Origin of the sequence: Novosphingobium sp. CECT 9465 (assembly GCF_920987055.1) — a bacterium.
Taxonomy (GTDB): domain Bacteria; phylum Pseudomonadota; class Alphaproteobacteria; order Sphingomonadales; family Sphingomonadaceae; genus Novosphingobium.
Genome location: NZ_CAKLBX010000001.1, coordinates 580,622 through 601,767, shown reverse-complemented (window position 1 = coordinate 601,767; position 21,146 = coordinate 580,622). Strand labels below are relative to the sequence as shown.

Sequence of the window (21,146 nt, the reverse complement as noted above, 5' to 3'; positions counted from 1 at the left end):
GGGACATACCGTAACAATTGTTATAAATAAAGGCCGCTGCGTGATGATTTCCGCGCAGATGCCCTATTGCGCAGGACCCGCCTTGGCTGCACCCGCCAGCGTTTCACCGCCCTTGCCGGGCAAGGTCCAGATGATCAGGTTGATCACCATGATCCCGGCCAGCGTCAGCATCAGGATCGGGCGCTGGCGCTCCCCCCGCCGCAACAGGAACACCGCACCACCGACAAGCGCAATGGCGGCGAGCATCAGCAGGGAGAGCGCAACGTCGAGCATGCGCGCGCGTTAGCCGCCGAACAGGCCCTTGGCCATACCGGCGATGTCATTGATCGGATTGCCGTCGCCATCCTTGTCGAGGAAGCCCGCAACCTTCTGCAAGGCATCGGGGTGCTGGCCCAGCATCGCAGCGAAATTGCCGAGTGCGCCTTCTCCGCCGATATGGCCGACGATTTCCTGCAGCTTGGAGGCATCGAGGCCGGAATTCGCGGCGGCGGTTTCGATGGTATCACCCTTGGCCTGATGGCCGGCTGCGAGCGCGGCAATCGCGCTTTCGGCCTGATCGGGATCGATGCCGACCTTTGCGGCAAGGTTCTTCACATCGACATTGCTGGCGACCTGGCCAAGGATCGAATCGAACAGGCTCATGGTTATTCCCCCTTCAAAGGAGCGGCGACGATAGCACCCGCCGGTCAGACTTCCAGCGCGTGTATCTCCGCTCTGCGTCGCAACCCGTCCCTGCGCACGAGAAGCGCCGAATATTCAGGCACTTCGATCCATGTGGCAAAATCGCGGGTGAGCGGTTCGGAAGCGACAATCACGCTGTCTGCGCCTGCCGCACCGCCGGTCAGTTTCCATTCGCCATCGTGCAACCCGTAATCGCGGCCGAAGGTGTACCACATCGAAAGGTATTCGCTGGTGCCTTGCAACTGTGCGGCATCGAAGCGGCCGAAATCGAAGGTAAAGCGCACGGCAACCAGATTGACGCCATCACAGAACATCAGGTTTGCCGAACTCGACCGGGTGATGCCGTGCCGCGCCCGTACTTCGCGCAGCACGGCCAGCGCGCGGCGGATCGCGGAAAGGATGGCGTCAGGCTCGTTGATTTCGTGCGGATCGGCAAGCGCGGAGACGACCAGCGCGTAGATCCATTCGCTGTCGGTCGATCCCTCGATCTGCCGGGCGAATTCGGGGCGGATATGCGGAACGAGATCGAAGCGCATGTCGCGGAACCCCGCCAGATCGCCATTGTGCGCCATGGATAGCGGCACCCCTTCGAACCGGAAGGGGTGACAGTTCTGTTCGTTGACCTGAACCGAGGAGTTATAAGGCACACCGCGAATGTGGGCGAGCAGGGCGGAAGGACGCAGCTTGTCGGCCAGCGCCTTGAGGTTACGGTCGAACAGCGCGACTTGCGTGGTGCGATAGCGGAACGGCTGGTGCGGTTCGTGACTGGCCGTGTCCCACGCCGCCATGCCGAAGCCCGCCAGATTCAGCATGTGTAGCATCTGCGCACCGATGGTCTGGGTCAGCAGCGAGGAATCGGGCGCATAGAGGAGGTTGCCGAGCAGGACCGGGCTGCCGAGATAGCTGACGATGCGGCACATCAGGCGGTCTCCCCCGCGTGATTGAAGCGATCAAGCGCGAGTGAACGGCCGAGGTGGCGATTGGCGCGACGCTGGTCCTGCACCATTTGCCGCCCCATCGCGGCATGCAGCGCAGGGAGCCATGGCGGCGGATCGCGATCCAGCGCGGCAAGACAGGTGCTGGGCAGATGCACCAGCAGCGATTCTTCGGCCGCCGTCACCAGCAGCGGCTGGCCGCGACCGTCACTGTATCCGGTCAGGCCGACGAAACAGCCGGGGCCGAACACGAATACCTGTTCCTGCATCGCGCCGCGCAAGACCCCGGCCCGCGCAGCGCCGCGGAGGATGAGGTGCAGGCCGTCCTGCGCTTCGCCGGGCTGGACAAGTGTGGCCCCGGCCTGCGCACGCATAACCGCACCGTGCCCGGCAATGTCCCCAGTGTGCGCCAGCCGCGCAAGCCCCGCCGCCAGCGCTCGCGCATCCGCCCTGGCAGGCGTTGGCGCCGGACATGAATGATACTGCCGCAGCGCCCCCGGATCGAACTGGCCTTCGGCCACGATCCGTCCAAGCGTGGCGCGGGTGCGCGAAGCCAAGAGACGCCGTAAGGCAGCGCCCAGGCGCACGGCCCATGGCATTCCATCGGCAAACAGCGCGAGGAAGCGGCTGCGCCCGATGGCAAGCCCTGCGGTGTCCTCAAGCGCGGTGACATGGGCGGAGCGCGGGCCGTCATCAAGCAGGGCAAATTCGCCAACCAGTTCACCGGGGCGAATGATCGAGACGACAGCGGCTTCATCCCCCGGCAGGCGCGTAGCGATTTGCAGCCTACCGCGTTCAACCAGAAACAGCGCCCCCGGCGCATCGCCCTGACGGAACAGGGTTTCCTGCGCGCCCACGGCAAATGGCACCGCATGATCGAGCAGTGCGCGCCATTCCTGCGCATCGAAGCCCGCCAGTTGCGGCGAGCCGTGCATAACCTCTCCCATCGCCGACCCTTTTGACAAAGCCCGCGACCCGGTTGGTGGCGCGCCTTCTACGGGCGCGCTCGATATGGACAAGAGTGCGCCCGGCTTGCGCTTTCGTCAATCAGCTTCGCAGAGCGCCTGCAACTGATCGGCGCAGGCGCCCCAGCCCTGCTCAAAGCCCATTTCCGCATGCTGCTTCATGGCCTCTTCGGTCCAGTGGCGGGCGCTCGCGGTATAGCGGGTGCCGGTGCCTTCGGGCGTGATTTCCCAGATGCCGATCATGAACGGACCCGACGGCATGAAATCTGCGGTGACGGCATCGGTGGAGATGAACCTGCGCCCTTCATCCCACGCGAGGTAGATGCCGTCCTGCGGCACTTCTTCGCCGTCCGGGCCGTGCATCATCATCGCGCTGCGGCCACCGGGGCGGCGGTCCTGTTCGATGATCGTGATGTACCAGGGTTTCGGGCACCACCATTCCTCCTGCCGGTTGGTCAGGACATCCCACACCTTTTCGGGCGATGCGGCGATATGGCGGGAGATCGAGAGTTCATTCATGGGACTGCTCCTCAATCGCGATCGGGTGCGCCGAGCGGGAAATAGCTGCGATAGGGCCGGGCATCGTCGACGCAGCGGGCCACCGGCGGCAGCGCCAGCAGGTGCGCTCGCCAGGCGCGCAGACGTATGCAATCGGCCGGCATCGGATGCACCCAATCGGCATAGAACAGCGAAGGGGCAGCGGCGCATTCAATCAGGCTGATAGTGGCGGGCATCGGATAATCTGCCAGCCAGGTATCGATCCAGCGATAGCTTTTGACCAGACGTTCACCCACACGGGCGCGCACTTCAGCGGACACCGTACCATGGCGGATGGCCTCATCGACGCATTCCTGCATCGTGTTCATCACGTAATTGTCGAACACCCGATCAAGCATCCGCACACGAATGGCTTCATCTGGATCGGCGGGCAGCAATGGTGCGGGGCCGGGATGATGCAGCGCCAGATGTTCGATGATGACGCTCGTTTCGAACAATTCGAGATCCCCATCGACCAGCAGCGGAAATTTACCTTGCGCGCTTGCCTTCTGCACCCGCGCATAATTTTCGGGACAATCGGGATCGACCGAGCGGAAGGTGAACGGCGTTGCGTTGGCGTAAAGCGCAATCAGCACTTTCCAGGTATAGGACGAGAACGGGTGGCCATAGAGTTCCAGCATCAGCCCTGCCCCGACCTTGCCGTCTCGATCGCAGCATGATCGATCTTGCGCATGGTCATCATCGTTTCGAACACGCGCTGGCGCACGGCGGGATCGGGATCAGCCATCCCTTCGGACAGGACGCGCGGGGTGATCTGCCATGACAGGCCCCATTTATCCTTGCACCAGCCGCAGGCGCTTTCCTGCCCGCCGTTGCCGACGACGGCGTTCCAGTACGCATCGGTTTCTTCCTGCGTATCGGTGGCGACCTGAAACGAGAACGCTTCACTGTGCGGAAATATCGGGCCGCCGTTGAGGCCAATGCAGGGTACGCCGAGCACGGTAAATTCCACCGTCAGCACGGTTCCGGCCTTGCCGCCGGGAAAATCCGCCGGGGCGCGATTGACGGAGCGGACGCTGCTGTCGGGAAAGGTGGCGGCATAGAAGGTGGCCGCTTCTTCGGCATCGCCGTTGTACCACAGGCACAGCGTGACAGGCGGGATGGCACTGACCATGGTGGCTACTCCTTGGGACCGACGACGCCGAACACGGCGCCCTGAGGATCAGTGGCGACAACGATCCAGTTGCCGCCCGGAACCTCATGCGGCCCCATCAAGACCATGCCGCCCGCCTGTTCGATGGCTGTTTTTGCGGCACTTGCAGATGGCACACCGAAATAGATGAGCCATGCAGGCGGGCGCGACGGGTCCATGATCGGCATGATCGCGCCGAGCACCTGCCCATCGAAATCGACGAAATCGTAATTGCCCGCATCGCCCATAGGCATGGCATTGTTGAATTCGAACCCGAAGTGGCGGGCGTAGAACGCCTTGGCCGCGGCCGGATCGCTGGTGGACAATTCGTTCCAGCGGGCATGCTGGACGCCTTCGGCATCGAAAGCATGGCTTTGCGCGTCCGGGGTATCGGCCGGGGGTTTCGGCTTCATCAGATAGAACGGTGCGCCCTGCGGATCGAGCATCATCGCGAAGGTGCCTTCTGCGATAGCCATGCGCGGCATCAGGGCGCGCGCCCCGTCCGCCTCCGTCGCCGCGAGCGTGGCGTCGAAATCAGCGGTGGCGAGATAGGGCACCCATGCGGGCCGCGCGCCGCCGGACTGCATTTCTGCAGTCAAGGGCAGCAAGCCCCCGGTGGGTGCACCATCTGTGCGCAGGATCATGCGATAATCCATCGGCGAGGACGGATCGGAGGGCGAGAGCGACCAGCCGATGACCGCGCCGTAGAACGCTTCGGCGCTTTCGGCATCGGTCGTCATCAGTTCGTACCAGCAGAACGGGACGGGGGCGCTCACAACGCAGCGCCCAGCGAAAGGAACGTGGCAAAGCCGCCCATGATCATGCGCGCGCCATCGAAGGGCATGTCCATCGGCTCGGTGCTTTCGGCCATGATCTTCTGAAAGGCGGCATGAGCGGTATCGCGCGTCGCCTTGTCCGGCCATTCGGCCCAGCTGAACACGACCACTTCATCGTCGGTGGCTTCGGTGGCGCGGTAGAAATCGGTCCGCTTGCCATGGCTTACATCATCACCCCAGGCCTCGACCACGCGCAGCGCGCCGTGCTCGACCATCATGGCATCGAATTTCCGGGCGACCGCTTCGTAGCGGTCACGATTGGCGGCGGGCACTGCCAGAACAAATCCGTCGATATAGGACATGGGCCTTACTCCTTTGCGGGTACTCTCCCGAACAACATGGCGAAATAGCGCCGCAGATGCGCGATCTGCTCCCGCGCGAGATCGGCGGCGCCTTCATCCGGCTGGGTCTTGGCCAGGATGAAGGCACCCTGGATGACGGCCTGGACGTGGCGGGCAAGGCTTGCCCCGGTCGTGCCGGTGACGCCCGTTTGCGCAATGGCCGCGTCAAGATCGGCTTCGAGCGCGCGGGCATTGCCCATGATACTGGCCTCTGCCGCGATGCGGATGGCCGCGCTGGATCGAAACGCCTCCTGCACCAGCGTTCCGGCAACGCAGCTGAAACTTTCCGCAGGGCCACCCACCAGCGCGATGCGGAGGTCTATATAGCCCAGCACACGGTCCACCGGATCGGGAAGATCGTGGAACGGCGCATCGCCGAAAAAGGCGCTGGTGCTGGATGACCAGTATTCCGCCGCAGCAACGCCCAGCGCTTCTTTTGAGGCAAAGTGGTGGAAAAACGCGCCCTTCGTCACCCCGGCGGCGGCGCACAGCTGATCGACTGACGTGGCAGCGTAACCATTGGTACGGATAAGCTTCACCGCTGCCTCCAGCAATTTGTCACGCGCGGTGACGGCGGGGGGACGAAAAGGGCGATTCGGGATCACACCTTCACCATACCGACCAGTTGGTATGCCGCAAGGATGAATTCGGCGAACCGTTCGGAAGCCGCGGCGAGAGTGCAAGGTCGCACGCCGTGCCCTTCAGGGCAGCCGGTCCTATTTTGTCGGTCTATCCTGCATACGCGCTGCAAACCGTATTGCAGGGCCGCGCCCGCGCGTATAGGCGGGGCAGCGATGAGCGATATTCCGAACAATCACGCGTCGACCCTGCTCGCCGCGCCCGACACGCAGATCGATGTCCGCGAAACTTTCGGCATCGATATCGACATGAAAGTCCCCGCGTTTTCCCGCGCGGACGAACGTGTGCCCGATACGGACGCGACTTATGTGTTCGACCCGGACACCACGCTGGCGATCCTTGCAGGCTTTGCCTACAACCGCCGCGTGATGGTGCAGGGCTATCACGGCACCGGCAAATCCACGCACATCGAACAGGTTGCGGCAAAGCTCAACTGGCCGTGCATCCGCATCAATCTTGACGCGCATATCAGCCGCATCGACCTTGTCGGGCGCGACGCGATCGTTCTGCGCGATGGCTTGCAGGTTACCGAATTCCGCGAAGGCCTGCTGCCGTGGGCGCTGCAAACGCCGACCGCGCTGGTATTCGACGAATATGACGCAGGCCGCCCGGACGTGATGTTCGTGATCCAGCGTGTGCTGGAAACCGAAGGCAAGCTGACGCTGCTCGACCAGAACCGGGTGATCCGCCCGAACCCTTATTTCCGCCTCTTCGCCACCGCCAACACGGTCGGCCTTGGCGATACGTCGGGGCTGTATCACGGTACGCAGGCGATCAACCAGGGCCAGATGGACCGCTGGAACCTTGTCGTGGCGCTGAATTATCTGCCCGATGCGACCGAAGTGGAAATCGTTTCCAAGAAGATGCCTGATCTTGATCGCAAGGTTGTGGCAGACATGGTGCGCGTGGCCAACCTGACGCGGCAGGGCTTCATGGGCGGCGATATTTCCACCGTGATGAGTCCGCGTACGGTGATTTCATGGGCGCAGAACAGCAAGATCTTCAACGACGTGGGCTTTGCCTTCCGCCTCTCGTTCCTCAACAAGTGCGACGAGACCGAGCGGGTGCTGGTGGCGGAATACTACCAGCGCGTGTTCGGCAAGGATCTGCCCGAAAGCGTTGCGCATCGGGGGTGATCCGCCGGACGGTCTGCCTTATATATCCGGGTAGATCGCCTGAACAAAGTAGAGGCCGTCAGGCGGGGCGTTCAGCCCCAGCCTGCGACGGTCCTTTGCCTCAAGCGCGGTGACAAGATCGGCGCGGGTCCATTGCCCCTGCCCGACCATGACAAGGCAGCCGACCATCGAGCGGACCTGATGATGAAGGAAGCTGCGCGCGGCGGCTTCGACGATCACGCGGTCACCCTCGCGGCGGACCTCCAGCCGATCAAGCGTCTTGACCGGGCTGGCCGACTGGCAATGGGCCGAACGGAACGTGGTGAAATCGTGCAGCCCGATCAGCGCCTGCGCAGCATCGTGCATCGCCTCTGCGTCAAGCGGGCGCGCGATGCGCCAGGCCTTGCCATGATCCAGCGTCAATTGCGCACGACGGTTGACGATGCGGTATTCGTAAGCACGTCCGATGCAGGAAAAGCGCGAGTGCCAATCTTCGGGCACTTCCACGCAATCGAGCACGGCGATGGAGTGCTTGGCCATGCCGAGATGGGCATTGAGCGCGCCTGCCATGCGGAACGGATCGAAGGCGCGCGCAAGATCGAAATGCGCGCGCATGCCCAGCGCGTGGACACCCGCATCGGTCCGCCCGGCAGCATGGACGCGCACCTCTTCGCCGGTCACCCCGAACGCGGCTTCCTCGACCGCCTGCTGCACCGATGGCCCGTGCGATTGGCGCTGGAAGCCTTGGTAGGACGCGCCGTTCCATTCGAGGGTGAGAGCGAAGCGGGTCACGTTGCGCTCCACCACCCCCCAACCCCCTCCTCTGAAGAGGAGGGGGAGCAGGTTGCGCTACCTAAAAGCCCCCTCCTCTTCAGAGGAGGGGATTGGGGGTGGTGGCGCACTTCAGCCAAGGCACGTCCCCGAAGCAACCGTCCGCCCGCGCAACAGCGAGGCGACATCCATCGCAGGCCGTCCGGCGCGCTGAATCAGCGTGGGGCGGATCGCGCCGGACGCACAGGCAATGGTCAGCGCATCGTCCAGCGTGGTCCCTGCAACGCCCGCACCTTCCACACACTCCGCCGCCAACACACGGTAGCGCTCGCCGTCGAGTTCGAAGAATGCGCCCGGAGCAGGAGCGAACGCGCGGATTTGCCGTTCCACCTCCACCGCCGGACGCTTGAAATCGAGCCGACTTTCGGCCTTGTCTATCTTTTGGGCGTAAGTCACGCCCTCCTCTGGCTGGACGACCGGAGGGTAGGCCGTGAGATCGGCCAGCACCTGCACCATCAGGCTTGCGCCCTTCTCCGCCAGTTCAATGGTGAGTTCGCCTGCGGTCTTTCCTGCCACCGGCGTTTCCACTTTCGCCAGCATCGGCCCGGTATCGAGGCCGCGCTCCATCTGCATGATGGTGACGCCGGTCAGGTCGTCGCCCGCAAGGATCGCGCGCTGCACCGGCGCGGCACCGCGCCAGCGCGGCAGGAGCGAGCCGTGGACGTTGAGGCAACCGAGGCGAGGCGCATCCAGCACCGCCTGCGGCAGGATCAGGCCGTATGCGGCGACTACCGCCAGATCGGCTTCCAACGCGGCAAGCGCCGTCTGCTCGTCCGCGGCTTTGAGCGAAACCGGAGTGCGCACTTCGATGCCATGGGCCTCTGCCGCCAGTTGCACGGCTGAGGGTTGCAGCTTCTTGCCCCGGCCCGCCGGACGCGGCGGCTGGCTGTAGACGGCAACCACCTGATGCCCTGCGGCCACAAGCGCGTTCAGCGTCGGCACCGCGAAATCGGGGGTTCCCATGAAGATGATGCGCGCCAACCGATGTTCCCCGTTATCGTCATTGTGAGCGTAGCGAAGCAATCCAGAGCCACACGCGCAGCCCACTGGATTGCTTCGCTAGGCTCGCAATGACGAAAAGACACTTTCCTGCAAACGCCGCAGTCCCTATCCCCCCCCGAATGGCATCGCAAGAGATCGAGGCATTATCGGGCGCGTTGGCCCGCCTTCCAGGGCTGGGACCGCGTTCGGCCCGGCGCGCAGTGCTGTGGCTGATCAAGCGCCGCGAGACCGCGCTGGAGCAACTGCTCAATGCGCTGCGCCAGGTGCAGGAACTGCTGGTAGAATGCGACACTTGCGGCAATGTCGATACCACCAACCCTTGCGGCATCTGCGCTGACCCGCGCCGCGACATGCGCTCGATCTGCGTGGTCGAGGAAGTGGCGGACCTTTGGGCGCTCGACCGCGCGCGGCTGTTCACCGGCAAGTATCACGTGCTTGGCGGGCGCTTGTCCGCGCTGGAAGGCGTGCGGCCCGAAGACCTGACCATCGGCAAGTTGCTCGACCGCGTAAGCCAAGGCGGCGTGGACGAAGTGGTGCTGGCCATGAACGCCACGCTGGAAGGGCAGACCACCGCGCATTACATCGCGGAGCGACTTGAGGGCATGACGGTGCGCGTGACGCAACTGGCGCATGGCCTGCCGGTGGGCGGTGAACTCGATTATCTGGACGAAGGCACATTGGCCCAAGCGTTGCGGGCGCGGCGGCCGGTGGGGTGACATGTCCACCCCCTCCCGCTTGCGGGAGGGGAGCGAGACTTGCGCTTCTGCAAGAAGCGTTAGCCGCAGCGGGGTGGGTTTTCTGCACCTTGCGAGTCGGCTTCATCTTGCTTATCTGGCGCTTATGGCCATTCTCGAAATCCTTGAAGTTCCCGATCCGCGTTTGAAGCAGGTCTCCGTCCCCGTCGAAAAGTTCGATGACGAACTGCGCACGCTGGTAGCCGACATGTTCGAGACGATGTACGATGCGCCCGGCATCGGGCTTGCCGCCATCCAGGTGGGCGTGCCGCTGCGTGTGCTGGTGATCGATCTTCAACCCGAAGACCCGGACGCGGAACCTGTCGCCTGCGATCATGATGGCAACCACCATCATCATACGCCGACCAAGCGCGAGCCGCAGGTGTTCATCAATCCCGAAATCCTCGATCCTTCGGAAGAGCACACGCTCTATCAGGAGGGCTGCCTTTCGGTGCCGGAGATCTACGCCGAAGTCGAACGCCCCTCGCGCATCCGCGCGCGCTGGCAAGATCTGGAGGGCAATGCCCACGAACAGGACATGGACGGCCTGATGGCGACCTGCCTGCAGCACGAAATGGACCACCTCGAAGGCATCCTGTTCATCGATCACCTCTCGCGCCTCAAGCGCAACATGGCGATCAAGAAGCTGGAAAAGCTGCGTAAGGTGGCTTGATGGCGTGAGGCCGCATTACGCGGCCTCGTGCACTTCCCTTTCCAGATCGGCAAGCGCGCTACGGCAGTCATCGGCGCATTCGCGGCACATCTGCGCGCAACGTCGGCAGTGCGGATTGTCATGATTGGCACACTCTGCCTCGCAGATTTCGCAAGCCTTGATGCACACCGCCAATTGCGCGCGGATCAGTTCACGGTTCGATCCGGTCCGGCGCATGGCGATACGCGCGGTCGTGGCACACACTTCCGAACAATCGAGGCAGGTGCGCACACACTGGTTCATGTCCATCGGCTCGGCCAGACACGCATCGGCGCATGAATTGCAGATCGCAGAACAGTACATCGCGTGTTTGACCGAGAGGCCGAGCGATTCGTTGTAATTGTCACCCACCTGCGGGTGTTCGGAAATCATCTTCTTGATCGACATGGGTAATTCTCCTTTGCCTGTGGTGACAGAGCGAAGCACGAGCCGCTCTGTTCCGACATTCACCCCACCTGTGGAACAGTCCATCCATCAGCTTGCTTCGACCGCCGACCCAGACTAGGTTCCGCTTTCGTTCTGCCGGAGGTTTGAGTGGAATCCGCCCAGTTAATCGTGATGTTCGTGGTCCTTGTCGCAGGCCTGGCCATCGGCTGGTTCCTCGGCTCGCGTCCCATTGCGGAATGGCGCGCGCGCCATGATGCGCGCGATGCCGATGCCAAGGTGCATGAGGGTACGGTCAAGGCGATGACCGTCGATCTTGCCGCGATGGGCGAGCGGGTGAAGGCCATGGATGCGCTCGCCGCCGAACTGGCCGAAGTGCGCCGCCATCGCGATGAACTGACCCCCGCGCTCGCCACCGCGTGCCAGCAGGCCGCCGATGCGGCGGTGATCCGCGCCGAACTGGCGCAAGTGCGCGCGGATCGCGAAGCGCTGAGCACCGCGCTTGAACGGTTGAAAGCGGACGCCGAAAACTTTGCCGAACAGAAGCGCATGTTGATCGAGGCACAGGACGTGTTGCGCAAGGAGTTCGAGAACGCGGGCAACAAGGTGCTGGAAAAGGCGCAGGAAACCTTCCTCGCGCGCGCGCAGGCCCGCTTCGAGGAAAGCGAGAAATCGAGCGGAGAGCGGCTCAAGGCGCTGCTTTCGCCGGTCGACCAGCGGCTTCGCAGCTATGAGGAGCAGGTCGGCAAACTGGAGAAAGAACGCGTCGATGCGTTCGGCAACCTGACCGGACTGATCCAGTCGATGCGCGATGGTCAGGAAGCGGTCCGTGCCGCCGCCGCGCAACTGGGCAATTCCTTGCGCAATGGCCCCAAGACGCGTGGACGCTGGGGTGAATTGCAGTTGCGCAACGTGCTCGAACAGTGCGGGCTTGCCGAACATACCGATTTCGTCACCGAACATTCGGTCGATACCGATGAAGGCCGCTTGCGCCCCGATGCCATCGTGCGGGTGCCCGGCAACAAACTGCTGGTGATCGACGCCAAGGTTTCGCTGAACGCCTATCAGGATGCGTTCGAAGCGGTGGACGATGACACCCGCAAGATCGCGCTGAACGCCCACGTCCAGTCCATGCGCAACCACATCCAGACGCTGGGGGCCAAGTCCTATCAGAGCCAGTTCGAGGAAGCGCCTGATTACGTGCTGATGTTCGTGCCGGGCGAACACTTCATCGCCGCCGCGCTGGAACGCGATCCGGGCTTGTGGGACTTTGCGTTCGAGCGCCGGGTGCTGCTGGCCAGCCCGACCAATCTTGTGGCGATTGCGCGGACGGTGGCGCAAGTCTGGCGGCAGGATGGCCTTGCGCGCGAGGCGCGCGAGATCGGGCGCATGGGGGGTGAGCTTTATGACCGCCTGGCCGTGGCCGCCGAACATCTCAAGCGTGTGGGCAACGGTCTCGACAGCGCAGTGACGAATTACAACAAGTTCGTCGGCAGCTTCGAACGCAATGTCCTGTCCGCCGGGCGCCGGCTGAAGGACAAGCATATCGAAATCGGCAAGCGTGAGGTAGAAGAAGTGCCGCTGGTCGAATCCGCACCGCGCTATGCCGATGCAGAACCGGCGGCTCTGGCAGCACTCGACGCCGACGAAGGAGATGTGCGTACCGGATGAGCGGACGGGCAAGTTCAGCGCTGATCGCGGCGCTCTGGCTGCTGCTGGCCGGATGCGAGCGCGAGGCGGTGCCTGTTCCTGCCATATCTGCCAGCGCTGCGTCCGTGGGCAAGTCGAGCGCCCTGCCCTCGCCCGAACCGCTTTCCAGCCCTTCGCCGGTGGCCAGTGGGGAGACTGTCGGGCTTGCGGGCATACGTTATGCGCCCCGCGACGATTGTGCGGCCGCGCCGGGCTGGCCCGCATTCCGCAAGGCGCTGGTTTCCGCAATCCGCGCAAGAGACGGCGCGGCGCTTGCAGCCCTGGCCTCACCCGACATCACGCTCGACTATGGCGGGGGGAGCGGGATTGAGGAATTGCAGAAACGGCTTGCCGATCCCGAACGGCAATTATGGGCGGAACTCGGTGCGATCCTGCCATTGGGCTGCGCGGTGGAGGGCGGACTGGCAGCGATGCCGTGGGTGTTCTGGAATGTGCCCGACGACGTGGACAGCTACAGCGCCATGGTGGTCACCGGCGATGACGTGGCCTTGCTGGACAGCCCTAAGGGCAAGGACAAGGGCAATGTCGGATGGTTCATCGTCAACATCGATCCGATGGACTACAACCCGGACGCGCGATTTACCCCGGCGCGCCTCGACAATGGCGACAAGGGCTGGGTGGAGACGGCAAAGCTGCGCAGCCTGCTGGATTATCGGCTGATTGCCGAGCCGAAGAACGGCAAGTGGCAGATCACAGCTTTCATCGCCGGGGATTGATCAGTTTGCGGCGAGTTCCAGATCGAGCGTGTGGCCGCCTGAGACGAGACGCAGCGTACTGCCGCTGCGCATGAGTTCGGGTGCGGCGGAAAGCAGCGCATTGACCGCCTCCTCCTGCTGCCAGACCGGGCCTTCGCAAAACATCCGCGTAGCCATCAGCGGTCCGGCGATAAGGCGATTGCCTTCGACTCGGTAATCGCCACCGATGCCGTTACAGCCGACATTGGCCCCCAGCCGATCTTCCTCGAAGCGCATCGTGGCCTTGGCGGGCATGACCGGGGCGGCACCATCAATCCGCATGATCGTCCAGCGTGTGCCCGACAGCCCGGCACCGCCAGATGGCGCCGTAGCGCAGCCGCTCAGGAGAGCGGCAGCGACGGCGGCAAAGGCGAGGGCTTTACGCATGATTTTACCATACGCCCGAACGACTGACCGTGCGATTAACCGGACAGTCGGGTGTTATACATCAAGCGATGCAAGGACTCCATAGGCGAGCACCGCGCCCGCCACCGCCGCGTTGAGGCTGTCGGCCCGGCCGCGCATCGGCATGGTCACGCGCAGATCGCAGGCCATTTCGTAATCTTCGGGAAGCCCCCGCGATTCATTGCCGACCATGACGAAGCAGGGAGCGGCATAAGGCGCACCGCGATAGGGCACGGCTTCACGCAAGGATGCGGCCACGAGTTGGCCCTCGCCTTCCCGCAACCAGCCGATGAAGTCTTCCCAGCGCGCCTGTGCGAGAGTCTTGGTAAAGATCGCACCCATGCTGGCGCGCACGGCTTCGACCGAGAACGGATCGACGCAATCGTCGATCAGGATGAGGCCGCCTGCGCCCACCGCATCGGCGGTGCGCAACATGGTGCCAAGGTTGCCCGGATCGCGCATGGCGTGCGCGACCAGCCACAGCGGGGCAGTGTTACGGTCAACCCGCTGAATCGATGTATCCCATTCAGCGAAGACCCCGGCGACAGCCTGCGGGTTTTCCTTGCCGGTGACCTTGGCGAGAATATCCACCGGCAGTTCGATCACTTCGCCGCCCGCCGCATCGACCGCGGCTTCAAGCTCATCGAGCAGGGGATGGGCTTCGCGGCCTTGCGCCATCAGCAGGATTTCAGGCAGGCGCCCGCCTTCGCGCGCGTCGGTCAGCAGCCGAAGTCCTTCGGCGAGGAACTTGCGTTCGATCCGCCGATACTTCTTTTCGCGCAAGCTGCGCACGAATTTGACCGTGGGATTGGAATAGCCGGTGATGATCTTGCGCGTCATGCCGCCCCCATGCGTCAGCAAATGGCGGGGAGCAAGTCGCTCAATCCTCGCCAAAGCCGTCCTTGATCAGCCCGGTCAGCTTCATCAGGATCGCGTCGGCATCGCCTTCGGGTCCGGCAACGGCGACATCGACCGTATCGCCCTTGGCCGCGCCGAGCATCATCAGGCCGAGGATCGATGCACCATTGGCGTCGGTCCCATCCTTGGCGACGATCACATCGATGCCTTCAGGCAGCTTGGCCACGGCATTGACGAACTTTGCACTTGCCCGCGCGTGAAGGCCGCGCTGGTTCACGATCGTCACCGTTTCGCGGGTGACGTAACCCTGTTCTGCCATTTCACGCATCCTGCCCTAGAAATTCGGAAGCGATCGTTATGTAATTGCGGCCAGCGTCACGCGCGGCCGATGTCGCTTCCTTTACGCCCATGCAATTGCGAGCCTTCGCCAAACGGATCAGCATGGGCAGGTTGATCCCGGCAATCACTTCGACCTTGCCCGCCTGCATCAGCGAGATCGCAAGGTTGGACGGGGTGCCGCCGAACAGATCGGTCAGGATGATCACGCCCTGACCGCTGTCAACGCGCTTGATCGCATCGGCGATTTCCTTGCGGCGCTTTTCCATATCGTCATTGGGACCAATACAGACGCCGATGACGTCGCTTTGCCGGCCGACGACATGTTCCATCGCGTGGATGAATTCGTCGGCAAGCGCGCCATGGGTAACGAGAATGAGACCGATCATGAAATGGGCAGGCTCCGAAGTGCGGCCGGACATCTTGCCAGGCTTTGCCTTAACGCAGGCTTGGCACGAATACGCGGGACGCAAGACGACTGGGAATCCGAATACATGACTTCCAGTGCTGCCTCGCCCATCTTCGCTATCCCTTGGCGCCTGAGGTTTGACCGCCTTCCAGCATGTCAGCCCCCCGTGACGACAGGTTGCGATGCAGCAATGTGGGTGAAAATGCGGCGTCGCGCAAGGCAGAAGCAATCTGTTCAGCCATGAACACCGAACGATGCCGCCCGCCGGTGCATCCAAAGGCCACATGGACATAGGCCTTGCCCTGTTCCTGGTAGCGAGGGAGCAGCAGAAGAAGCAGATCGCGAATCCGTTCGAAAGCCTCGGAAAAGGCCGGGTCCTGTCGGATAAATTCCCCCACCGGAGCATCGCGTCCCGTCTGCGGGCGAAGGCCATCCACCCAGTGCGGATTGGCGAGAAAGCGCATGTCGAACACAAGGTCCGCCAGTGGCGGAGTGCCGCGCGAGAAGCCGAAACTGCTGATCGTGAGCGTGGTGGGAGCCGGCGTTTCCGCACCAAACTGCGCGCGAATCGCCTGTTGCAGATCGTTCGATGTGAAGGCAGTGGTGGCAATGACCACATCGGCCCAGCGGCGCAGCGGTTCGAGCAGTTCGCGTTCGGCCGAAATCCCGGTGGCGGCGGGTTTGTCCTCGCTCATCGGATGGCGGCGGCGGGTTTCGTTGTAACGGCGTTCGAGTTCGGTCCCGGCGCAGTCGAGGAACAGCGTGGTTACCTGAAGATCGCGCCGCTGCGACAGCTTCTTGACCATCTCGATCGTGCGCGCGGGATCGAACCCGCGCGTTCGCGTATCGAAACCAATCGCCATGGGCGCACCCGATTCGACGCGGGCAGAGCCGTGTTCGGTTTCCAGCAGGCGGTCGAGCAAGCGGATCGGGAAATTGTCGATGGCTTCCCATCCCATGTCCTCCAGCGTACGCAGCGCGGTCGTCTTGCCCGCGCCAAGCAGGCCGGTGACGAGGAGGATGCGTTGCGGGTTCGACTCTTGCAGCATGGACCATCGCTTTGCGCTTTCGCGCGGGCAATGAAAAGTCCGGTTGAGGACTTGTCCCGTATCAGGAAAACGTCAACCCGTACCGGGCCAGCGCCATCTCCGCCCGCAGGGCCAGCACCGGGCTGTCTGGATAGAGCCGGATCAGCGGCAGGGCGATGCCTGCAATGATGATGGATTCGGGGCTTTCGATAAATCGTGGTGCGTCCAGATCAAGCCGGATGACCAGCGCGACCGGTACTGGCGGCGATACAGCCATGTCCACAAGACCGAGATTGCGCACTTCCAGTTTGCCGAGGATATTCGGATGCGGCGACGCGATCAGCCGGTCCGCTTCGGCAATCAGCACGATGCCGTCATCACCCACGAGCAGCGCACCACGATCAATAAGGGCGAGCGAAAGGCTCGACTTGCCCGATCCCGGCGCGCCCTCGATCAGCAGACCGCGCCCGCCAATGGCAACGCAGCCCGCCTGCCGTGCCACGCTCATTCGGTGTCACTCGCAAGCAAGGGCAGGCTCAGCACGAGATAGGCTCCGCGCTTGCCATCGGGCCTGTCAGCCACCGCCAGCGCGCCGTCATGCGCTTCGGCAATGGTACGGGCGATGGCTAGGCCCAGGCCGCTGTGTGCACCGAAAGCCTCATCGGTGGGACGGACCGAGTGGAAGCGTTCGAACACCTTTTCGCGCTCGGCCACAGGAATGCCGGGGCCTTCATCCGCAACCGACAGATGCGCCATGTCCTCATCGCCCCAGGCCACGACTTCGACCGCGCCGTCCGGCGGGGTGAACGATACGGCATTGTCGAGCAGGTTTTCGACCACACGTTCGAGCCGTGCGGCATCGCCGGGTATCAGGGTATCGCCCCCGTCATGGCGGAAGCGGATCGGAATGGAGGCATTGGCGCGCACATCGCGCGCGCCAATGATCTGCGAGGCAAGCGCCGCGAGGTCCAGCGGCATGAACGTGGCGCGGCTGAGTTCGGCATCGATCCGGCTGGCATCGGCGATTTCGGTGATCAGCCGATCAATGCGCTGCACATCATGGGCGGCAATATCGGCCAATTGGCGGCGCAGGGCAGGATCGTCCACCCGCTCCATCGTTTCCAGCGCGCTGGAAAGCGAGGCGAGCGGGTTCTTGAGTTCGTGCGCGACATCGGCGGCGAACATTTCGACCGCATCGATGCGCTGGCGCAGCGCGGTGGTCATGTCCGAAACCGCGCGCGCGAGCAGGCCGATTTCGTCGCCGCGATCCGGCAGGCGCGGGACGACGACTTCGCGGTCACGCCCCAGCCGGACACGCACGGCGGCACGAACCAGCGCGCGCAGCGGCTGGACGATGGTGCGGGCCAGAAAGAGCGATAGCTGGACCGACAGCAGCAACGCGATGCCGATGATGATCACCAGCGTCTGCCGGGCATCGCGCACCGACTGGGTGACGTCGAGCGCATTGCGCAAGCTCAGCAGCACCTCGCCTTCGCTGCCGACGGGCGCGGCGGCAGTGATGACCGGCGTACGATCTGGCGCGTAACGCAGGAACACCTCGGTCCGCCCCGATTTTCGGGCCGCGCTGATTTCAGGCCAGCTCCCGGCAGGCTGCTCCGCCGTGTCGCTGTAGCTTTCCACCTTGGGCGCGTTGACGATGAAATCGACGCCACGATCCAGCAGTCGCGCGGCCTTCTGATACCACGGTTCGGTTTCGGGATCGATCAGCGCGAACGATGGCGAAGCCAGCGTGAAGCTGTCCGCCAGCAGGCGACCCTGACCATCGTAGAGGCGCAGGCGCAAGGTCTGTTCGGTGCCGATGCGGGCAAGCAATTGGCGGCGCTGTTCAATGTCGGCTCCGTCCAGGGCATCGGCGGCGATGTCGGCCTCGGCGCGGGCCAGCTTGAAGCGTTCCTCGATCAACTGGGCACGGTAGCTGTCGAGGTAGAAGAACCCGCCCGCCAGCAGCGCCAGCGCAATCACGTTGACGAACAGGATGCGCGTGGTGAGCGACACGCCACGAATACGCCAGCGACGACCGAGGCGCGGACGCCATGGCAAAGGCAGGTCTTCGTCAGTCTTCGGCAAAGCTGTAGCCTGCACCATAAAGCGTCTCGATGGCGCCGAATTCGGGATCGGCGACACGAAACTTGCGGCGCAAACGCTTGATGTGGCTGTCAATCGTGCGGTCATCGACGAACACGTCATCGTGATAGGCCGCGTCCATCAGCTGGTTGCGCGTCTTGACCACGCCGGGGCGCATCGCCAGCGCTTCGAGAATCAGGAATTCAGTGACGGTCAGCGAAACCGGCTGATCGTCCCATGAGACGGCATGGCGGGCCGGATCGATCAACAGCCGCCCGCGCTGGATCGGATCGGGTAGCGGTTCGCCGTCCGGCTCCTGTTCTTCAGCCTCGCGCCGGACGATATCGCTACGGCGCAGGATCGCCTTGATCCTCGCGACCAGCAGGCGCTGGCTGAACGGCTTGGCGATGTAATCGTCTGCCCCCATCGACAGGCCCAGCGCTTCGTCCGCCTCGTCGTCCTTGCTGGTCAGGAAGATCAGCGGGAGATCGCTTTTCTCGCGCAGGCGGCGCAGCAATTCGAGACCGTCCATGCGCGGCATCTTGATATCGCAGACCGCAAGATCGGGCGGATTATCGAGCATCGCCTTCAGCGCATTGTCGCCATCGTTGTAAAGCCGCGTGACGAAGCCTTCGGTCTGGAGCGCGATGGAAACGGTCGTGAGGATGTTGCGGTCATCATCGACGAGAGCTATCGTCCGTGGCACGGTCACGGGTCGGTTCGTTCTGAGACAGCGTTGAGCATGGCAGGGGAATACCGGCACCATGGCGTCTGCGCAACTTCATGTCGCAAACACTGCCAAACCCATAGTTGCACGGCACGCAACTTGCTGCGCAAAAAACTTCGTTGAAGTGTGCGATTTGACGCAGCACAGCCCAGATACTATGCGCCATCTGAGAATCGACGCATTCGTATTCGCAATTTCATGCGCCGGACGGGGCCTCCTCCCGTTCCGCGCCGCCATCGGGAGGCTTTGAAGTGTCCGCTACCAGCCTGAATGTATCCCTTGCCAGCCAGGGTTTTCCCGAACCGGCCGAACTGTTCGCCAACCTTGGCACCGCGCCGCTGGTCGAACATGCCGTGCGCAATGGTGAAGGCCTGCTTTCGGTCGACGGGCCGCTGGTGGTGGAAACCGGCAAGCACACCGGCCGCAGCGCCAAGGACAAGTTCATCGTCCGCGATGCCGAAACCGAAAACACCGTGTGGTGGGGCAAGACCAACGTCGCGATGACGCCAGAGCACTTTGCAGCGCTCAAGGCCGATTTCATCAAGGCGCTGGGCGAGAAGGACCGGCTCTACGTGGCCGACCTGTTCGGCGGCAGCCAGCCCGAACACCGCGTGAACGTGCGCGTGATCAACGAATTTGCATGGCACAACCTGTTCATCCGCACCCTGCTGGTCCGCCCGACGACGGACGAACTGGCATCGTTCGCGCCTGAATACACGATCATCGACCTGCCCAGCTTCCGTGCCGATCCCGAACGCCATGGCAGCCGCAGCGAAACCGTGGTCGCAGTCAACTTCACCGAAAAGCTGATCCTGATCGGCGGCACTGCCTATGCCGGCGAAATGAAGAAGTCGGTCTTCGGCATCCTCAACTACCTGCTGCCCGTGAAGGGCGTGATGCCGATGCACTGTTCGGCCAATGTCGGCCCCGACGGCAAGACCGCGGTCTTCTTCGGCCTTTCGGGCACCGGCAAGACCACGCTTTCCGCCGATGCTTCGCGCACGCTGATCGGCGATGACGAGCATGGCTGGTCGGACACCGCCGTGTTCAACTTCGAAGGCGGCTGCTATGCCAAGATGATCCGTCTTTCGGCCGAAGCCGAACCGGAAATCTTCGCTACGACCAAGCGTTTCGGCACCGTGCTGGAAAACGTGGTGATCGATCCCGTCACCCGCACGATCGATCTCGACGACAACAGCCTGGCTGAAAACAGCCGTGGTTCCTACCCGATCGACTTCATTCCGAACTGCTCGGAAAAGAACCTCGGCCCGGTTCCGGCAAATCTTATCTTCCTGACGGCTGACGCTTATGGCGTTCTGCCCCCGATCGCGCGTCTCACGCCCGATCAGGCGATGTATCACTTCCTTTCGGGCTACACCGCGCGCGTTGCCGGCACCGAAATCGGCGTGACCGAGCCGGAAGCCACGTTCTCCACCTGCTTCGGCGCGCCGTTCATGCCGCGTCATCCATCCGTCTACGGCAACCTGCTCAAGGAACGCATCGCCAAGGGCGGCGTGAAGTGCTGGCTGGTCAACACCGGCTGGTCCGGTGGCAAGGCCACGCAGGAAGGCATCAAGCGCATGCCGATCAAGGCTACCCGCGCCCTGCTCAACGCCGCGCTTGACGGCAGCCTGAACGACGCGACCTTCAAGAAGGATGCAAACTTCGGCTTCGAAGTGCCGGTCGAAGTGGCTGGCGTCGAAACCCGCCTGCTCGATCCGCGCGGCGCATGGGCCGATGGCGAGGAATACGACAAGACCGCGCAGGAACTGGTCCGCAAGTTCGTGGACAACTTCCAGCAGTTTGCCGAACACGTTGACCAGTCGGTCCGTGATGCGGCGCCGGTTGCGGCCTGATCGACCGTTCCTGCAATCACAACGTCAAGAGGCCCCTTCGCGGGGCCTCTTTTCGTTTGGGGGTTATATCGTTTGCAAACAATGCTGTAGTAAACCCACCCCCACCCCCTCCCTTAAGGGAGGGGAGCGAGAC

General features: G+C 63.3%; 27 protein-coding genes. 6 read left to right on the top strand and 21 right to left on the bottom strand.

Annotated features, from left to right (window positions below; all coding sequences use genetic code 11):
- Nucleotides 1-63: 63 nt before the first annotated feature.
- The 10 genes from LUA85_RS02925 to LUA85_RS02880 form a co-directional block, all read right to left on the bottom strand.
- Nucleotides 64-273, bottom strand: coding sequence for a hypothetical protein (locus LUA85_RS02925; protein ID WP_231466841.1), 210 nt, complete (start codon nucleotides 271-273; stop codon nucleotides 64-66).
- A 9-nt stretch (nucleotides 274-282) separates the two neighbouring features.
- Nucleotides 283-642 (bottom strand): hypothetical protein, encoded by a 360-nt coding sequence (locus LUA85_RS02920; protein ID WP_231466840.1) that lies wholly within the window; start codon nucleotides 640-642, stop codon nucleotides 283-285.
- A gap of 44 nt (nucleotides 643-686) precedes the next feature.
- On the bottom strand, nucleotides 687-1,601 hold the full coding sequence (locus LUA85_RS02915; protein WP_231466839.1) for a class II glutamine amidotransferase: 915 nt from the start codon (nucleotides 1,599-1,601) through the stop codon (nucleotides 687-689).
- Nucleotides 1,601-2,563, bottom strand: a complete 963-nt coding sequence (locus LUA85_RS02910) for a cyclic nucleotide-binding domain-containing protein (RefSeq protein WP_231466838.1) — start codon at nucleotides 2,561-2,563, stop codon at nucleotides 1,601-1,603. Before LUA85_RS02910 ends, LUA85_RS02915 begins: the two co-directional genes overlap by 1 nt.
- Nucleotides 2,564-2,659: 96 nt before the next feature.
- The gene (locus tag LUA85_RS02905; RefSeq protein WP_231466837.1) at nucleotides 2,660-3,100 is read right to left on the bottom strand and encodes an SRPBCC family protein; all 441 of its coding nucleotides are present in this window, start codon (nucleotides 3,098-3,100) and stop codon (nucleotides 2,660-2,662) included.
- Nucleotides 3,101-3,111: 11 nt separating this feature from the next.
- Nucleotides 3,112-3,759: a glutathione S-transferase family protein gene (locus tag LUA85_RS02900; protein ID WP_371823638.1), complete on the bottom strand. Its 648-nt coding sequence runs from the start codon at nucleotides 3,757-3,759 to the stop codon at nucleotides 3,112-3,114.
- Complete coding sequence (locus tag LUA85_RS02895) at nucleotides 3,759-4,253, bottom strand: VOC family protein (protein WP_231466836.1); 495 nt, start codon at nucleotides 4,251-4,253, stop codon at nucleotides 3,759-3,761. The genes LUA85_RS02900 and LUA85_RS02895 overlap by 1 nt, the downstream gene beginning before the upstream one ends.
- Before the next feature lie 5 nt (nucleotides 4,254-4,258).
- Entirely contained in the window at nucleotides 4,259-5,047 is a 789-nt protein-coding gene (locus LUA85_RS02890) for a VOC family protein (RefSeq protein WP_231466835.1), read from the bottom strand.
- Complete coding sequence (locus LUA85_RS02885) at nucleotides 5,044-5,409, bottom strand: DUF1428 domain-containing protein (protein ID WP_231466834.1); 366 nt, start codon at nucleotides 5,407-5,409, stop codon at nucleotides 5,044-5,046. The genes LUA85_RS02890 and LUA85_RS02885 overlap by 4 nt, the downstream gene beginning before the upstream one ends.
- A gap of 5 nt (nucleotides 5,410-5,414) precedes the next feature.
- A complete protein-coding gene (locus tag LUA85_RS02880; protein WP_256448209.1) occupies nucleotides 5,415-6,053 on the bottom strand; it encodes a TetR/AcrR family transcriptional regulator in 639 nt (212 codons plus the stop codon).
- A 189-nt stretch (nucleotides 6,054-6,242) separates the two neighbouring features.
- Between LUA85_RS02880 and cobS the strand changes: the two genes are divergently transcribed.
- On the top strand, nucleotides 6,243-7,223 hold the full coding sequence (cobS, locus tag LUA85_RS02875; RefSeq protein WP_231466832.1) for a cobaltochelatase subunit CobS: 981 nt from the start codon (nucleotides 6,243-6,245) through the stop codon (nucleotides 7,221-7,223).
- A gap of 18 nt (nucleotides 7,224-7,241) precedes the next feature.
- Here cobS and truA read toward each other — a convergent pair whose 3' ends face one another.
- Entirely contained in the window at nucleotides 7,242-7,994 is a 753-nt protein-coding gene (truA, locus tag LUA85_RS02870) for a tRNA pseudouridine(38-40) synthase TruA (RefSeq protein WP_231466831.1), read from the bottom strand.
- A gap of 111 nt (nucleotides 7,995-8,105) precedes the next feature.
- Complete coding sequence (fmt, locus tag LUA85_RS02865; RefSeq protein ID WP_231471746.1) at nucleotides 8,106-8,996, bottom strand: methionyl-tRNA formyltransferase; 891 nt, start codon at nucleotides 8,994-8,996, stop codon at nucleotides 8,106-8,108.
- A gap of 158 nt (nucleotides 8,997-9,154) precedes the next feature.
- Here fmt and recR point away from each other — a divergent pair, with 158 nt between their 5' ends.
- Complete coding sequence (recR, locus tag LUA85_RS02860; protein WP_231466830.1) at nucleotides 9,155-9,751, top strand: recombination mediator RecR; 597 nt, start codon at nucleotides 9,155-9,157, stop codon at nucleotides 9,749-9,751.
- Nucleotides 9,752-9,875: 124 nt separating this feature from the next.
- The gene (def, locus tag LUA85_RS02855; protein WP_231466829.1) at nucleotides 9,876-10,442 is read left to right on the top strand and encodes a peptide deformylase; all 567 of its coding nucleotides are present in this window, start codon (nucleotides 9,876-9,878) and stop codon (nucleotides 10,440-10,442) included.
- A 15-nt stretch (nucleotides 10,443-10,457) separates the two neighbouring features.
- Here the strand turns inward: def and LUA85_RS02850 are convergent, their stop codons facing one another.
- Nucleotides 10,458-10,868: a four-helix bundle copper-binding protein gene (locus LUA85_RS02850; protein WP_231466828.1), complete on the bottom strand. Its 411-nt coding sequence runs from the start codon at nucleotides 10,866-10,868 to the stop codon at nucleotides 10,458-10,460.
- Nucleotides 10,869-11,039: 171 nt separating this feature from the next.
- Between LUA85_RS02850 and rmuC the strand changes: the two genes are divergently transcribed.
- Entirely contained in the window at nucleotides 11,040-12,536 is a 1,497-nt protein-coding gene (rmuC, locus tag LUA85_RS02845) for a DNA recombination protein RmuC (RefSeq protein WP_231471745.1), read from the top strand.
- Nucleotides 12,533-13,291 (top strand): hypothetical protein, encoded by a 759-nt coding sequence (locus LUA85_RS02840; protein WP_231466827.1) that lies wholly within the window; start codon nucleotides 12,533-12,535, stop codon nucleotides 13,289-13,291. Before rmuC ends, LUA85_RS02840 begins: the two co-directional genes overlap by 4 nt.
- Here the strand turns inward: LUA85_RS02840 and LUA85_RS02835 are convergent, their stop codons facing one another.
- The 8 genes from LUA85_RS02835 to LUA85_RS02800 all read right to left on the bottom strand — a co-directional run bounded on the left by LUA85_RS02835 (nucleotide 13,292) and on the right by LUA85_RS02800 (nucleotide 19,136).
- Nucleotides 13,292-13,696 (bottom strand): META domain-containing protein, encoded by a 405-nt coding sequence (locus LUA85_RS02835; RefSeq protein ID WP_231466826.1) that lies wholly within the window; start codon nucleotides 13,694-13,696, stop codon nucleotides 13,292-13,294.
- 54 nt (nucleotides 13,697-13,750) lie between these two features.
- The gene (locus LUA85_RS02830; RefSeq protein WP_231466825.1) at nucleotides 13,751-14,554 is read right to left on the bottom strand and encodes an RNA methyltransferase; all 804 of its coding nucleotides are present in this window, start codon (nucleotides 14,552-14,554) and stop codon (nucleotides 13,751-13,753) included.
- A gap of 40 nt (nucleotides 14,555-14,594) precedes the next feature.
- A complete protein-coding gene (locus tag LUA85_RS02825; RefSeq protein WP_231466824.1) occupies nucleotides 14,595-14,891 on the bottom strand; it encodes an HPr family phosphocarrier protein in 297 nt (98 codons plus the stop codon).
- Nucleotide 14,892: 1 nt separating this feature from the next.
- The gene (locus LUA85_RS02820; protein ID WP_231471744.1) at nucleotides 14,893-15,297 is read right to left on the bottom strand and encodes a PTS sugar transporter subunit IIA; all 405 of its coding nucleotides are present in this window, start codon (nucleotides 15,295-15,297) and stop codon (nucleotides 14,893-14,895) included.
- Between the two features lie 136 nt (nucleotides 15,298-15,433).
- Entirely contained in the window at nucleotides 15,434-16,366 is a 933-nt protein-coding gene (rapZ, locus tag LUA85_RS02815; RefSeq protein ID WP_231466823.1) for an RNase adapter RapZ, read from the bottom strand.
- A gap of 61 nt (nucleotides 16,367-16,427) precedes the next feature.
- Nucleotides 16,428-16,853, bottom strand: a complete 426-nt coding sequence (locus LUA85_RS02810) for an HPr kinase/phosphorylase (protein ID WP_231466822.1) — start codon at nucleotides 16,851-16,853, stop codon at nucleotides 16,428-16,430.
- The gene (locus tag LUA85_RS02805) at nucleotides 16,850-18,451 is read right to left on the bottom strand and encodes a stimulus-sensing domain-containing protein (protein WP_231466821.1); all 1,602 of its coding nucleotides are present in this window, start codon (nucleotides 18,449-18,451) and stop codon (nucleotides 16,850-16,852) included. Before LUA85_RS02805 ends, LUA85_RS02810 begins: the two co-directional genes overlap by 4 nt.
- Nucleotides 18,420-19,136, bottom strand: a complete 717-nt coding sequence (locus tag LUA85_RS02800) for a response regulator transcription factor (RefSeq protein WP_231466820.1) — start codon at nucleotides 19,134-19,136, stop codon at nucleotides 18,420-18,422. Before LUA85_RS02800 ends, LUA85_RS02805 begins: the two co-directional genes overlap by 32 nt.
- Nucleotides 19,137-19,408: 272 nt before the next feature.
- On the opposite strand from LUA85_RS02800, the gene LUA85_RS02795 reads away from it, so the two are divergent.
- Nucleotides 19,409-21,013 carry a phosphoenolpyruvate carboxykinase gene (locus LUA85_RS02795; protein WP_231466819.1) on the top strand — a complete coding sequence of 535 codons (1,605 nt, stop codon included), beginning with the start codon at nucleotides 19,409-19,411 and terminating at the stop codon, nucleotides 21,011-21,013.
- Nucleotides 21,014-21,146 lie beyond the last annotated feature (133 nt).

Bases quoted from the DNA above. Each gene is read 5' to 3' on its own strand.
- rapZ (WP_231466823.1), bottom strand. From the start codon at position 16,366: ATGCTGCAAGAGTCGAACCCGCAACGCATCCTCCTCGTCACCGGCCTG.
- recR (WP_231466830.1), top strand. From the start codon at position 9,155: ATGGCATCGCAAGAGATCGAGGCATTATCGGGCGCGTTGGCCCGCCTT.
- LUA85_RS02835 (WP_231466826.1), bottom strand. From the start codon at position 13,696: ATGCGTAAAGCCCTCGCCTTTGCCGCCGTCGCTGCCGCTCTCCTGAGC.
- LUA85_RS02910 (WP_231466838.1), bottom strand. From the start codon at position 2,563: ATGGGAGAGGTTATGCACGGCTCGCCGCAACTGGCGGGCTTCGATGCG.
- LUA85_RS02905 (WP_231466837.1), bottom strand. From the start codon at position 3,100: ATGAATGAACTCTCGATCTCCCGCCATATCGCCGCATCGCCCGAAAAG.
- LUA85_RS02820 (WP_231471744.1), bottom strand. From the start codon at position 15,297: ATGATCGGTCTCATTCTCGTTACCCATGGCGCGCTTGCCGACGAATTC.
- LUA85_RS02925 (WP_231466841.1), bottom strand. From the start codon at position 273: ATGCTCGACGTTGCGCTCTCCCTGCTGATGCTCGCCGCCATTGCGCTT.
- LUA85_RS02840 (WP_231466827.1), top strand. From the start codon at position 12,533: ATGAGCGGACGGGCAAGTTCAGCGCTGATCGCGGCGCTCTGGCTGCTG.
- cobS (WP_231466832.1), top strand. From the start codon at position 6,243: ATGAGCGATATTCCGAACAATCACGCGTCGACCCTGCTCGCCGCGCCC.
- LUA85_RS02920 (WP_231466840.1), bottom strand. From the start codon at position 642: ATGAGCCTGTTCGATTCGATCCTTGGCCAGGTCGCCAGCAATGTCGAT.
- LUA85_RS02810 (WP_231466822.1), bottom strand. From the start codon at position 16,853: ATGAGCGTGGCACGGCAGGCGGGCTGCGTTGCCATTGGCGGGCGCGGT.
- LUA85_RS02900 (WP_371823638.1), bottom strand. From the start codon at position 3,759: ATGCTGGAACTCTATGGCCACCCGTTCTCGTCCTATACCTGGAAAGTG.
- LUA85_RS02885 (WP_231466834.1), bottom strand. From the start codon at position 5,409: ATGTCCTATATCGACGGATTTGTTCTGGCAGTGCCCGCCGCCAATCGT.
- LUA85_RS02915 (WP_231466839.1), bottom strand. From the start codon at position 1,601: ATGTGCCGCATCGTCAGCTATCTCGGCAGCCCGGTCCTGCTCGGCAAC.
- rmuC (WP_231471745.1), top strand. From the start codon at position 11,040: ATGTTCGTGGTCCTTGTCGCAGGCCTGGCCATCGGCTGGTTCCTCGGC.
- LUA85_RS02850 (WP_231466828.1), bottom strand. From the start codon at position 10,868: ATGTCGATCAAGAAGATGATTTCCGAACACCCGCAGGTGGGTGACAAT.
- fmt (WP_231471746.1), bottom strand. From the start codon at position 8,996: ATGGGAACCCCCGATTTCGCGGTGCCGACGCTGAACGCGCTTGTGGCC.
- LUA85_RS02805 (WP_231466821.1), bottom strand. From the start codon at position 18,451: ATGGTGCAGGCTACAGCTTTGCCGAAGACTGACGAAGACCTGCCTTTG.
- LUA85_RS02830 (WP_231466825.1), bottom strand. From the start codon at position 14,554: ATGACGCGCAAGATCATCACCGGCTATTCCAATCCCACGGTCAAATTC.
- def (WP_231466829.1), top strand. From the start codon at position 9,876: ATGGCCATTCTCGAAATCCTTGAAGTTCCCGATCCGCGTTTGAAGCAG.
- LUA85_RS02895 (WP_231466836.1), bottom strand. From the start codon at position 4,253: ATGGTCAGTGCCATCCCGCCTGTCACGCTGTGCCTGTGGTACAACGGC.
- LUA85_RS02825 (WP_231466824.1), bottom strand. From the start codon at position 14,891: ATGGCAGAACAGGGTTACGTCACCCGCGAAACGGTGACGATCGTGAAC.